Here is a 14,085-nt window from a genome sequence, read left to right on the forward strand (position 1 = left end):
TATCTTTCCCATGTTCTATTTATTTAACTTGCTTGTTTAAGCTCATCAAATGACTTAATTTCATATGGTAGACCCACATAGTTTTCAGCCAAAGTTGTTTGACCAGCAATTGAGCCTAATATATAGCTTAATTCTGCCTGTTTAATTTTATGATCAAATTCACTTTCATTTTCAAATCGATGCAATAAATGTGTCATCCACCATGAAAAACGTTCTGCTTTCCACACACGTTTTAGACATTTTTCAGAATATTCATCGATTCCTTGTTCAGAACCATTTTGGTAATATTCAATGAGTGCACTGGATAAATACGCAATATCTGAAGCAGCTAAATTTAAACCTTTTGCACCTGTTGGAGGCACGATATGTGCGGCATCTCCTGCTAAAAATAATTTGCCAAAGCGCATCGGTTCAGTCACAAAACTTCTTAATGGTGCGATACTTTTTTCAATAGAAGGTCCAGTCACTAAGTGTTCTCGGCTTTCAGGATCGAGGCGCTTTTTTAATTCGTCCCAAAACTTTTCATCTGACCAATTTTCCACTTTGTCCGTCAAGGGTACTTGTAAATAATAACGACTACGGGTTTCTGAACGCATACTGCATAAAGCAAAACCTCGTTCAGATTGTACATAGATTAATTCATCTGCAACTGGTGGGACGTCTGCCAAAACCCCAAGCCACCCAAATGGATAAACTTTTTCAAAAGTTTTAATTTTATCTTGAGGAACACTGGCCCGACAGACTCCATGATATCCATCACATCCTGCAATAAAATCACATTCGATTTGATAGATTTTACCTTGAGATTCAAATGTAACTTTTGGATTTTCATAAAAATCATGAATTTGTACGTTGTTGGATTCATAAAATGATTTCAGTTCAGCTTGATCCCGTGCATGCATTAAATCTTTGGTGACTTCAGTTTGGCCATATACAGTGACTTGTTTACCCTTAGTTAAAGCGGATAAATCAACACGATGTTTTTGCCCATTGGTCAAAATTTCTATGCCTGAATGCGGCAACCCTTTTTCATTCAGATTATCATCAACACCGGCTTGTTTCAGTAAATCGACTGAAACTTGTTCCAAAATACCAGCACGAATCCGTGAGGCTACATATTCTGCACTACGTTGTTCGATGATGATGTGATCAATTCCAGCTTTATAAAGTAATTGGCCTAACAATAATCCTGCTGGGCCAGAACCAATAATCGCGACCTTGGTTTTAATGATTTCCATGACTTCATCCTTGCAATTTCCTCTCATTAAATTACGTGCTTAAGTTTTTTATCTCTATATATGAATATCGATAAAATCCGTATACCATTATTACTGTCCGCTATGCGGACAAAACCAATGATTAGGCTAGGAATTTTGCTATGGATAGACAAAGTGGATTCGTTCTGCATCCTTCGTCAAATGAACAAATCAGAACTGAAGATTACATTGCAGGGCTAGCAAAAGGTTTAACCTTACTCGAAGCTTTTGGAATAGATCGTCAGCGCTTAAATGTTACTCAGGTTGCAGAACGCACAGGCATAAGTCGTACCGCAGCTCGGCGTTATCTAAAAACTTTAAAATTTCTGGGCTATTTAGACACAGATGACCATTCTTTTTGGTTAACTCATCGTGTATTGCGTTTTTCTAGTTCCTATTTAAGTTCTGCACATTTACCCAAAGTAGCCCAATCTTTTCTAAATCTACTATGTGCTCAAACTACCCTTACCTTTTCTATTGTGGTGCTGGATGATCATGAAGTTGTTCCAATCGCGCGTAGTTACTTACCGCAGCAGGATAATATGCGTGTAAGCCCTTATGGTATGCATTTGGGGAATCGCTTACCTGCACATGCCACTTCTACAGGTAAGGTTTTATTGTCTGCTTTATCTGTAAAAGCTCAAAAGCAATGGATTCAAAGGTATGGATTAAAACGATTAACCCCATTAACAATTACCGATGAGCATTTTTTTTTAGAAACATTAATGCAAATTTCATTGTCTGATTATTGTTTATCGAAGGAAGAACATGAACTAGGAGTGATTGCGATTGCTGTTCCTGTTATGGATGCTCAAGGCAAGGCAATTGCTGCGCTTAATTGTATGTCACAAACAAATCGAGTCCAAGAAAGTTATTTAATTGATCAAGTATTACCTTTACTTAGAAATACTGCAAACGAGTTGAGAAACATTATTTAGTATAAAAAAGGGATTCCGAAGAATCCCTTTGATCATTCACTTTTAGCTTATTTTTCTAACGCATATGCTACAACGTAGTCACCATGATCTGGAGATTGACGCGCACCACCCGCAGAAATAACCACATACTGTTTTCCAGTTTTAGGGGATACATAGCTCATTGGGGTACCTTGGCTACCTACCGGTAAACGACCTTTCCAGAGTTCATTACCATTTGATGAGTCAAATGCACGTAAATAGTAATCTTGTGTAGCCGCGAAGAAAACCAAACCGCCTTGAGTCGCCATTGGTCCTCCAATAGTTGGCATACCAATGGGTGCTTTTAAGCCCATTTTGATACCCATCGGACCTGTATCCTGTATTGTACCTAATGGAACTTGCCATGCGACTTGACGCGTTTTCATGTCAATTGCAGTCATGGTACCAAATGGTGGTTTTTGACAAGGAATCCCTAATGCAGACATAAAGCGGTTTTTATTTACTTTATAAGGTGTGCCTGCCATAGGTACGGCCCCCATGCCTGTATTAACTTTTTCACCGCCGCTGGCCTGAATTTTAACATCCTCAGGAGTCTGTTTAATCAATTGAATCCACAGACCTAAACGCATGTCGTTGACAAACATATAACGGTGTGACGGATCAAATGCAATTGAACCCCAGTTCATACCACCCAGTGAACCTGGAAAGCTCAATGAAATATCTGTACCCGGAGCCGTATATAAACCATCGTAGCGCATAGATTTGAAGCTAATACGGCACATCAACTGGTCAAATGGTGTAGCACCCCACATATCAGATTCAGTTAAAGTTTGATTGCCAATTTGCGGCATTTCAACTGAACGTGGCTGTACCTTGCTGTATTGTTCTCCTGGAATATCAGCAACTTTAACTGCCTGATTTTCAACTTTAGTTAGAGGTTGACCTGTAACCCGATCAAGTACATAGAATTGACCCGACTTCGTACCAATCACCACAGCAGGTTTAGTTGCACCATCTTTCATTGGGAAATCAACCAGACTTGGTTGCATTGGTAAGTCAAAATCCCAAAGATCATTATGAACGGTTTGATATACCCACTTTTCTTTACCTGTTGACGCATCAAGGGCTAAAACAGAAGTATTGTACTTGTGATCTGGTGCAATACGATTACCTCCCCATACGTCTACCGATGAGCTACCCATTGGTAGAAATACCGTATTCATTTGCGGATCATAAGACATTGCTGCCCAAGAGTTTGCAGAACTACGTTTATAAATTTCACCTGGTTTGAGTACATAGTTTGGATCTGGATTACGTGCATCGAATGCCCAACGTAATTGCCCTGTAATGACATCATATGCACGAATAACACCGCCAGGCATATCCGCTGCCACGTTATCTGCAACACGACTACCAATAACAAGAACTGAACCCGCTACTGTGGGTGCAGAGGTAACTTCAAATCTAGGTGCTTTAGTTCCATCTCCCAAACCTTGCAGTAAATCGACTGTACCATTCACACCAAAGTCTTTACAACGCTCACCTGTATCGGCATTGACTGCAATTAAACGGCCATCAGGGGTATTGGTATACACACGACGTGGACATTCAGTGTTTGCTGCGACTGTTGCAACTGCTGTTGCTCCTGCTAAGGTCGGTTGTACTAATGGTTTTGTAGAGTCAAAATAAGCTACCCCACGGCAACGTTCCCACGCATCGGCTTTAGAATTGACTTCTGCTTTCCAGAGTTGTTTACCTGTGTCGGCATCAAGTGCAAAAATATTATTATGTGGAGTACATAGAAATACTTTATCCCCGACCTGTAAGGGTGTCATTTGGTCTTCAGCACCATTACCAGTGCCTGTAGTAAAGTCACCCGTACGAAAACGCCAGACTTCTTTTAGGTTGGATACATTATTTCGATTGATCTGGTCTAATGCTACAAAACGGCTACCGCCCGCATCATTACCATAATGATCCCAATTGACCTGTTTTTTAGCTGGATCAACAGGAATTAAAGGTAATTCTCCTGATGCCTTAACAGTTGGATGAGGAATAAACATCCCATATAAGCCACCGATCATACCTAAAATCGTCACGCCAGCCACAATGTATGCTGGAGTTGATAGCGGAGTTTGATACTGATATTTGCGAATAGAGGGTAATGTCAATAATAAGGCTGCAAACAGGCCCGCTGGAAACATGAGGCGTGAATGCAGTGGCCAGAACTCCCATCCAGCATCCATTACTGCCCAGATAATAGTTCCGATAAACACCAAAGCGAATATCCAAACGCCTAATGTTTTTTTCTTGAAAATATAAAATGCAGAAACGGTGGTAAGTAAACCTGCAATCAGGAAGTACCAAGAGCCGCCTAGGCTAACCAGTTTACCGCCGCCGATAATATAAAATAAGCCCGTAATTAATAAAGCTAGCCCAAGTATAAAACACCATATTTTGAGTATGATGTGAGATTTTGCTTGAGGGTCAGACATACATCTTTCTCCACTTATCATAGTCATTAAAATTTGGAAACAACCAAACTAAAACGATTATGTATAAACACATTCAGCTAAAGTAGTTTTCACCACTTTAGCTGTTCGAATAATGCTTAAATTCAACAATATCTTTGCTTATATTTTAATCAATATTTTTATTAAAATCACGATATCGTTAGAAATTTAAACGCATACTTAAACCTGCTACCCATGCATCATCCACCTCTTTTACACCAGCAGGTTGATGAATATATTGAATGTTAGGTCGCAGCATCACAGCCGGTGACCATTGATAGGTGTAATTCAGCTCAATATTGAGTTCATCGCGCTGAATAGGAATATAATCAGCAGCAAATGCGTCATATTCATAATAACCACGGCTTTCATTTGTGGCGATCTGACGATCTTTTGCTCGATCATTAACCAAATAATTTGCTAGACCAAGACCAATAGAATCGTTTGGACGACTATCAAAAGCACCTTTGTACCAGAGTGCAACTTGTTGGGTGCTTTGAACCGTTGTTGTGGCTTTATCATTGACAACACCATTAAAGCTAATGAACAAACCGCGCTTTGTATCGTCATGATGTTGAGTCAGCTGTTGTTGGGTATTGATCCAAAAACTATGTTTACTATTATGAACTTTGCCTGCTGTACCTACATCATTGGCATCTGCTGTAGAATATAAAGCGCCTATTTTGTATTCGCCTGGCAAACCATTAAAGGTTGCAAGTTTTGGTTTCCATGCAAGTTCAACAGGAATAGTTGCACCTTTGACGTTATTCATATCAAGGTTAAAACCATCACTATTTGATTGAGTTTTGGTATTGTCAGGGTTGACTTCATAAACACCCAGTCCTAGTGTCCATTCAGGTGCAAATTGATATTTGACATTTGCGCCCCATAAACCCACTGGCCAGTTGTACCAGATCGAACCAATGGATTTACCTAGCTGTCCACCACAAAGCAGTAAATTTTGAAATTCACATTGTGAACTATTGAAGTCATCTGACATGCCCATGCGACCAATTTTGACTTGTAAGGTATTGTCATTAAATCCTTTTTTAATCCATGCCTGAGTCAAGCGCCAGATTTTTCCACGTCCGTAAATTTCCTGACTATTCCCTAGGGCACCTGAACGCGGATCTTTAATTCGTTCTAGAGTAAGTGCATTACCATCACGTTTAGTGATCATGATGGCTGCTGTGGTATCTTCCCAGCCTGCAATTTTATTCAAATCAAAATTTGCACCTAAAGTCAGCTGCCCTGCATTTTCAAGGGTATTGCTATCATTATAGCCTCCATCGAGATTGGTTGCTGCCTGACTCATGATTGAAGCTGTAAACTTATAACCTTTATTTTCAAGTTGCTGACGCTCACCACTCCAGTCACCCAGTAACCATTGGCGGTCCTGAGACCAGAATTCATTGGCCAATGTCATTTGACTTGTGAAAACCGCCGTTGAAATCAAACCCAGTTTAAAAAAATGACGCATAATATTTCCTTTATCATGTAGATGCCTCCAAAAAGAAGGCATCTTTTTATTATTAATCTTGTTATTTGATTTGAATTGCAGGACTTAATTCAGACGTTGCACCTAAATGATTCGTTACACTAGCTGTAATAGACGGCATGACCACTTTTGGTGTCCAGCTTGCTTTTGCAATACCCTGTTCATTGGTGATCATTACCAATGAACCTAGATATTGCTCTGCTTCTTTTGAATTAACATTGCGGTTGCCAAAGAATTCAACGTTATAACGTTGATTTGGTGTTCCTTTGACCTCAATAGTTATTTGCTTTTTATTTGCACTTAACTTAGGTGCCTGAATGCCCTGATTAGGTATTGCATTACAGTTTTGTTCATTTGCTTGGCTACAGGTTTTTTGAAGTTTTGCTGGTTCAATTACTACACCACCACCACGAGACCCTACAAAACCTTCATGTTCAAGGGCTGGCACACCAAATACAATTGCACCTAAACGCTGATTTGGAACACATGAACCACCAGCTTCACAGCGTTTGATATCTTTAGCATTGTCCCAGATTAGATTTTTGGTGAGGGTAATACGTGCATTGGCATCTTTTTCAGACCGAATGGCAATACCGATACGGTTACCGTGAACCTTATTACCATCAAAAATATTGCCATCTCCTGTTAGGTTGAAACCTAACGAGTTGTTGGTCAATTCGTTATAAGCGATATAGTTACGCTTGCCCCAATTAATTTGCAAACCATCTGAATAGTTCTCAAACTTATTTCCGACAACTGCATTGTCATTACCCCACAGGATTTCAATACCTTGTGATGGTTCTGGATTGGCTTGGGTTGAGGTAAAGAGGTTATTCGCGACAAGGTTAAATGCCGCACCGCGTGTTAACTCTAATCCATCACCATTATCGATAAAGAGATTGTCCAAGACTTTGTTGTTATTGGTGGTGGTCGCCGTTGGATTGCCCTTTCCGTCATCCCCCGTAATCATAACGCCTGCACCACCGTAGTTTTTACTAATACGGTTATGTTGAATCAAGTTGTTGCTTGAACGGTTAACCAGTACGCCAATACAGAAACGGTGAACATCCAGACCTTTTAATGTTACGCCATTCACATCCTGTAGAACGAGGCCAGGAAGTGTCATGGTACGAACATTGGTTCCATATTGTTCAGGGTTTGCACCAGGACAAGCCTTCGCACCTTCACCTTTAATATAATTAGAACCGTCGATTGCAATAAATTCACCTGTTTTATCCCATTCAGTTCCTATAATTTTTACAGAAGACTTGATGGGTGGTAATGGTTTATCGACTTTAATCACATAAGGAGCCTTGCCAACAGCTTGAATCAGGATTTGATTTTCCTGTGCTACGTTAGCGTTGGATTGCTCAATCGCCCAGCGTAAAGATCCTTTTTCATTATCGTCCTGATAACGATCTACCACGTAGGTTTCTGCCACTGCAAAACCTGAAGTTACTAAGCCCAATGTCAAAGCTGACAAGCGTAAAAAAGTTAATTTCATGACATGTTCCCTGTCTTGTTTAAGGTGTAGGTTGAACGGTTTTAAGGAATTGTTTAAGTTGGGTGACATCAATTTGTCCCGGCGCTGAAGCTTCACCAATCATGCCAAAGCTTAAACTACCGCCCATATTGGCAGTCGCAATGCGGGAAATAGTCCCTAAACGTCCCATTGACATGGTAAGCAAAGGTTTTTTGCTTTGTTCACTTACTGTTAAAGTAGCATTCATCAAAGTAAATACATCTTGCTTGGATTTCGGCATGACTGCGATTTTTAAAATATCAGCGCCCATTTGATCCTGTTTCAGCAAGCGACTGACAATTTCCTGCTCACTTGGTGTTTTATCGAAATCGTGGTTTGACATGACCACCAACACATTTTTCTGATGTGCTAATTTAGTTAATTTTGAAACTGCTGCCTGATCACGGAACATTTCAATATCAAGTAATTGCATAAATGGTTTTTTAAGGTATTCGCTATAAATTTTTTCATATTCTTGATCGCTTACCTTTAATTTACCGCCTTCATTTGCAGTACGAATGGTCGCGAGCAACGGTTTATTTTTTAGAATTTGGTTGAGCTCTTGTCCTAAAGCAATCACTTGTTTGCTATCACTGGCAAACTCAAGTAAATCAATGCGAAATTCTGCAATATCTGCATCTTTGTTTTCGGCAATTACTTTGGCTTGCGCAATCGCCTGTTCTTTAGTTTTTGCGGTAATCGGTACAATGGTTTTAACGGGTAATTCACCAATCGCAAGATTTTTTACAACATAAGATGATTGAGCGGCTGCTACAGTTGTTTCTGCGGCATAAGTCGCTGCAAAAGGGAATGACATAAACAATGCGCCACTTACGCAAAGTTGTTTGACGAGTTTATTGGTATTAAACATTTACGTTTCCTTGTAAAAAAGGAGAACTGCACGCCAGAGGCGCACAGTGAATTCCATCATTAAATATCAAAGAAAACCGTTTCATCTTCACCCTGAATACGGATGTCAAAACGGTATACAATTTCACCATCGCGTTCTTCACGTTTAGCAATCAACGTTTGACGACGAGTAGCCCATTCAATACTGTTCAGTACTGGATCTTTGGCATTGGCTTCTGATTCATCATCAAAATAAACACGAGTGTTTAGACCGATGTTGACACCACGTGCAAAAATAATCAGTGCGATATGCGGTGCTTGAGTTGAACCCTTACGACCCGGAACAGCACCCGGTTTAATCGTATTAAAGCTCCAAAAACCAGTATTAAAATCTGCACCTGTACGCCCCCAACCTAAAAAGTTTGGATCAGCTTGTTTGTCTTGAGAATCAGCTTGACTTGGGTAAACGCCGTTGGCATCTGCCTGCCAGATTTCAATTAAAACATCGCGTAGCGGTAAGCCTAGACCATCAAATACCTGACCTTCCAAGCGAATACGTTCACCTTGCGTATTTTCTTGCACAAGATTGTTATCTAGATTATGTTCAAACACTTCGATATTGGCTTGTTTAGGTAAAAGACCAATATGTACATATGGCCCACCTGTTTGAGATGGGGTTTCTTTTAATTCCTGAAAATTCCAACCATTCATGTTATTTACTCCATCCATTAAGTTAAGTCATTTTCGAAGTAAGTCGCACGACGACCACGCAAAGTAATGTCAAAGCGGTAACAACGGCTATCAGCTTCGATAAAATTGCTCTTGTCTTCTAAAGCGATCAATGCACGACGTTGCTGTTCAGAAGGAATGGTTTTCAGGATTGGACAAGAATCAATTAACGTATCGCCTTCAAAATAGAACTGCGAAATGAGACGCTGTGCCCAACCATCTGCGATTAATGAGAAATGAATGTGCGCAGGACGCCATTCATTAATACGGTTACGCCAAGGATATGGACCAGGTTTAATCGTACGGAATACGTAATAACCATTATTGTCAGTCAACATACGTCCACAGCCACCAAAATTAGGGTCCATAGCACCAATGTATTGATCATTTGGGTGACGATAACGACCAGAAGCGTTAGCTTGCCAGACTTCTACGAGTGCATTTTTTACAGGACGACCAAACTGGTCACGTACATAACCATGAACAATGACACGTTCACCAATTGGTAAACCATCTTTGGCATAGTTCAAAATCAAATCATTGTCTTTAGGGCCAAATTTATCAGCACTAAAATGTGGTGCAGTTACTTCAGTCAATGTTTCCGCAATTGAAATGAGCGCATTCTTAGGCGAGCGTAACACACTGGTTTTATAGCCGGGTGTGTATGCTGGCGGATGGTCATCTGTATTACGCTGAGCGTAAGCTCCCCAAATAATTTGAGACATGCTATCTCTCCTTTAAAAAGTAAAAATCCTTGAACCGTTACTGTTGACCGTCTTGGTCTGAGCCAATCCCTAACTCCACAAAAACTTCTTCTGCCATGTGCATAGCTGCATTTGCTGCTGGTAAGCCTGCGTACAGTGATGAATGAAGAAATAATTCCTTGAGTTCATCTTTGGTTACGCCATTGTTAAAACAAGCACGAATATGCATGCGTAGTTCCGCTTCACGTCCTAACGCAAGTAAAATCCCAATAGTGACTAAACTACGTGTGTGACGCGGTAAGCCCGGACGAGACCACACCTCACCCCATGCATAACGGCTAATAAAATTTTGAAAATCCGAGTTAAAATCATTCAGGTTCTCAAGTGAACGGTTGACGTGCTTTTCACCTAGAACTTCAGTGCGGACTTCTAGTCCTTGTTTATAACGTTGTTCATCATTCATTAGAGAAACCTCACTTTATGTTGCATCAGTGTGTGCAACAACGGATTTAACAAAGATTGCAACAGCAGCAGCGGCAGCAGGAATAAATAACATGCTCAAGATCATGGTAAATGACCAATTATTTCCTAATAAAACCGCACCAATCCATGCACCAAATACGGCACCAAACCGACCAATACCGGACATCCACGCCACACCTGTCGCACGACATTGAGTCGGATAGAAACGTGCGCTGAGGACTGGCATAGAGGATTGCGCACCATTGACTGCAATTCCTGCACAGAGAATGAAAACGGCAAGTAAAGTAGGATTAGACAAACTTTGACCTACAATCACAGCAAAAATACCAGCAGCTAAATAAAAGCCTGCAATGATGCGGTTTGGGTTAAATCGATCCATTGCCCAGCCAATAAACAGAGCACTGAGTACACCGCCGAACTGGAACAAACCACCAATAAATGCAGCACGTTCGAGGGATGCGCCAGTTTCACGCATTAAGGTTGGTAACCAGCTGGTCAATAAATAAATAACAACCAATCCCATGAAATAAGTGAGCCAAAGTAAAACAGTACCTTTGACATATTTAGGCGAGAACAACATGCCAAATACGCCCTTTTTATCACCGTCATTGACTTTTTCTTCAGGTACATGAAATTCGCTTATACCTTGAACATGCTGTGGAGCAATACGCGTCAAAATCTGACGTACTTTCTCGTTGTTACCGCCTTTTACGATCAGAAAACGATATGACTCAGGCAGGCAAAAGATAACCAAAAGCATTAAAATTAGTGGAGCCCAGCCGCCCAATAAGAACAGGCTATGCCAACCATAAGCAGGAATAAGCCAGCTACTAATAAAGCCCCCCATTGCCATGCCGAGGTTATACCCACAAAACATACAGGTCACTAAAAGTGAGCGAATACGGGCTGGACAATATTCAGAAAATAATGTGGTTGCATTAGGCATTGCAGCGCCAAGACCAATACCTGTCAAAAAGCGAAAAATTACTAAGTTATCCAGATTGGTTGAATAAGCACAAGCCAGCGTAAAACCACCAAAAATCAACATGGATACAGATAAAACAATTTTACGTCCAAAACGGTCAGCCGTCGGGCCCGAAACCAAGGCACCAATGATCATTCCGCCCAAAGCAGCACTCATAACGGGCCCCAGTTGTGAGCGATCAACACCCCAATCCTGTGCCAGTGCAGGTGCAATAAAACCCATTGCAGCAGTATCTATACCGTCTACAAAAACAATGAGAAAACAAACAATTGCAATTAACCATTGATACTTACTTAAAGGAGCATCATTGATCAGTGCTTGTGCATCTAAACTCGTTTTTGAAGTAGCGTAATCCTGAGACGCCATATTTGCCTCCTTAAGGCCTAAAGTCCTTTTAAATATCTAAACTACTGAATAGACTCAATAAATTGACTGAAGACTTGTGTAAAGGCTTCAGGCTGTTCAATATTGGAAAGATGAGAAGCTTCAATGATATAAAGTTGACTTCCCTTGATATGCCGCTGCATGAACTCACCATCTACGACAGTCGTTACAGGATCAGCCGCCCCAGCAACAATTAAAGTTGGAAGGGTGATAGATTCAATTTGTTGGCGTACATCCGCTGTTGCTAAAGCACGACAAGAATTGGCATAACCTAAAGCAGGTGTATGTGCCAAACTTTGAATAGTCTGTTGCGCTAAAGCATTTTTTTGATAATCAAATTTTTCACTAAACCAGCGTGTATGGGTCGATGCAACCAAATCAGCCAGACCATTTTCCTCAACTGCATTTGCACGAGCATTCCAGCCATCCTCCGTCCAGATTTTGGCAGCAGAATTTGCCACAGTAATGCTATTGAAACGTTGAGATTGATAAATACCTAACCAAAGTCCAGTCATACCGCCCATTGAAATACCGCAAAAATGTGCTTTTTCAATATTTAGGGCATCTAAAATATCGATGACATCTTCGCCCAGATTTTGTAATGAGGTATTTTCTATCACATCACTTTGACCGTGACCACGTGTGTCATAAGTGACCACTTTATATTGGCTTTTTAAAGCTTCAACCTGTGGTTGCCACATGCCTTTATCTGTACCTAATGAGTTTGAAAATACGATTGCAGGCGCATTTTCAGCCCCCTTTACCTGTACAGATAATTGTTTGCCTTGACGATTGGTAATCATGATGCCGATTTCTTTGCTCACTTTGCCGCTCCTTTTGCGTCCTGCAAGACTGCATCGATCTGGTTTTGGATATTGCCCAAATACGATTCAGGTTTAAAAATCTCATCAAGTTGTGAAGCATTAAAATATTGCTTCACTTCATTAATGTTTGAAATTACATCTTTTAAATGGATGTGTTCTGCTACTGCTTTTTTACATGCTGCTTCAACCACATGATGTGCATTAAGACGGCCTATATGAGGTGCCAGAGCCATCATCACGGCTTCTGCCATAATCAGTCCATTGGTACATTCAATATTGCGATGCATGTTGTCAGCATTAACTTCCATGCCTTGCAATACATCTAAAGTACGTTCCAATGCACCAGCAGTAAGTTGAAAAATTTCTGGTAAAGATAGCCACTCTGCATGCCAACCGCCCAAACTACGTTCGTGTTCTTGCACCATACTTTGATAAATACTCGACATTAAAGCTGGTACCCGATTCGCTGCTGCCAATACTGATGCTGCGGCAACTGGATTACGCTTATGAGGCATGGTCGATGAACCACCACGACCTTTAGCAGTAGGCTCAAATAACTCTGCGATTTCAGTCTGCATCATGAGTGACCAGTCACGCGCCATTTTTCCGGTATTGCCAGTAATTATGCCGAGCGAACTAGCAATCTCAACAATACGGTCACGCTCGCCATGCCAAGTACATGCTGCGGCACAGAGCTTTAGTTGTTTGGCATAAGCTTCAACAACAGCACTCCCTTGATCCTGTAAAGATGCTAGAGAACCGACTGCACCACCAAGCTGAGCAACTAGAACACGAGTTCGCATTGCTTCAATACGATCTAAATCACGCTTAAATGCAGATGCCCAACGTGCCAGTTTATGTCCTAGCGTAATTGGTAAAGCCTGCTGTAACCATGTGCGCCCTATCATGACCTGATGGCGATAAGTTCGAGCTTGAGACAAAGCTATGTCATAGCACTGTTGAACTTGGTTTTGTACAACGTCCAAAGCATCACGACATTGCAAAATACAGGCTGTATCTAAAATATCCTGACTAGTTGCACCCCAATGAACATAACGTGCAGCATCTTCATCAGTTTCTTTAACGATAGCAGTGAGCTGTTTAACAAAAGGAATTGCAATATTCCCTGCCAAACCCGTAGCAGTTGCCAAAATTTCAAAATCAATCTTTTCCAATGCTGTTTTTGCAGCATGTTCAATCACAGTTGCAGCAGATTGAGGAATTACCCCAACCTCTGCCTGTGCTTGCGCCAGCGCCACTTCAGCCTCGACCATATATGACACTAAAGCATGATCACTAAAAATTTCAGTCACATCTTTTTGGTAAAATAAGCTGGCATATAACTGGCTCATGACGATCTTCCTTTAAGCAACCCGCTCAATAATCAAGGCAATACCCTGACCCACCCCAATACACATTGA

The 14,085-nt window shown here is 40.9% G+C and carries 12 protein-coding genes; 1 reads left to right on the plus strand and 11 read right to left on the minus strand.

What is annotated here, in order from left to right; translation table 11 throughout:
* Positions 1–23: 23 nt before the first annotated feature.
* On the minus strand, positions 24–1,238 hold the full coding sequence (pobA, locus tag IAE19_RS16050; RefSeq protein WP_200461907.1) for a 4-hydroxybenzoate 3-monooxygenase: 1,215 nt from the start codon (positions 1,236–1,238) through the stop codon (positions 24–26).
* Positions 1,239–1,378: 140 nt separating this feature from the next.
* Here pobA and IAE19_RS16055 point away from each other — a divergent pair, with 140 nt between their 5' ends.
* A complete protein-coding gene (locus IAE19_RS16055) occupies positions 1,379–2,194 on the plus strand; it encodes an IclR family transcriptional regulator C-terminal domain-containing protein (protein WP_200461908.1) in 816 nt (271 codons plus the stop codon).
* A 47-nt stretch (positions 2,195–2,241) separates the two neighbouring features.
* Here the strand turns inward: IAE19_RS16055 and IAE19_RS16060 are convergent, their stop codons facing one another.
* The 10 genes from IAE19_RS16060 to pcaB all read right to left on the minus strand — a co-directional run bounded on the left by IAE19_RS16060 (position 2,242) and on the right by pcaB (position 14,016).
* Entirely contained in the window at positions 2,242–4,668 is a 2,427-nt protein-coding gene (locus tag IAE19_RS16060) for a glucose/quinate/shikimate family membrane-bound PQQ-dependent dehydrogenase (RefSeq protein WP_200461909.1), read from the minus strand.
* 178 nt (positions 4,669–4,846) lie between these two features.
* Entirely contained in the window at positions 4,847–6,166 is a 1,320-nt protein-coding gene (locus IAE19_RS16065) for a carbohydrate porin (RefSeq protein ID WP_200461910.1), read from the minus strand.
* Between the two features lie 61 nt (positions 6,167–6,227).
* Entirely contained in the window at positions 6,228–7,688 is a 1,461-nt protein-coding gene (locus tag IAE19_RS16070) for a NosD domain-containing protein (protein ID WP_200461911.1), read from the minus strand.
* Positions 7,689–7,707: 19 nt separating this feature from the next.
* Entirely contained in the window at positions 7,708–8,577 is an 870-nt protein-coding gene (aroD, locus tag IAE19_RS16075; RefSeq protein ID WP_200461912.1) for a type I 3-dehydroquinate dehydratase, read from the minus strand.
* Positions 8,578–8,636: 59 nt separating this feature from the next.
* The gene (pcaG, locus tag IAE19_RS16080) at positions 8,637–9,266 is read right to left on the minus strand and encodes a protocatechuate 3,4-dioxygenase subunit alpha (protein ID WP_200461913.1); all 630 of its coding nucleotides are present in this window, start codon (positions 9,264–9,266) and stop codon (positions 8,637–8,639) included.
* A gap of 17 nt (positions 9,267–9,283) precedes the next feature.
* Positions 9,284–10,009, minus strand: coding sequence for a protocatechuate 3,4-dioxygenase subunit beta (gene pcaH / locus IAE19_RS16085; RefSeq protein WP_200461914.1), 726 nt, complete (start codon positions 10,007–10,009; stop codon positions 9,284–9,286).
* 37 nt (positions 10,010–10,046) lie between these two features.
* Positions 10,047–10,451 (minus strand): 4-carboxymuconolactone decarboxylase, encoded by a 405-nt coding sequence (gene pcaC / locus IAE19_RS16090; RefSeq protein WP_151982486.1) that lies wholly within the window; start codon positions 10,449–10,451, stop codon positions 10,047–10,049.
* Positions 10,452–10,466: 15 nt separating this feature from the next.
* The gene (locus IAE19_RS16095; RefSeq protein WP_200461915.1) at positions 10,467–11,822 is read right to left on the minus strand and encodes an MFS transporter; all 1,356 of its coding nucleotides are present in this window, start codon (positions 11,820–11,822) and stop codon (positions 10,467–10,469) included.
* 41 nt (positions 11,823–11,863) lie between these two features.
* A complete protein-coding gene (gene pcaD / locus IAE19_RS16100; protein WP_227612307.1) occupies positions 11,864–12,643 on the minus strand; it encodes a 3-oxoadipate enol-lactonase in 780 nt (259 codons plus the stop codon).
* A 17-nt stretch (positions 12,644–12,660) separates the two neighbouring features.
* Entirely contained in the window at positions 12,661–14,016 is a 1,356-nt protein-coding gene (pcaB, locus tag IAE19_RS16105; protein WP_200461917.1) for a 3-carboxy-cis,cis-muconate cycloisomerase, read from the minus strand.
* Positions 14,017–14,085: the final 69 nt, after the last annotated feature.

Source organism: Acinetobacter sp. S40 (genome assembly GCF_016624705.1).
Lineage (GTDB): Bacteria > Pseudomonadota > Gammaproteobacteria > Pseudomonadales > Moraxellaceae > Acinetobacter.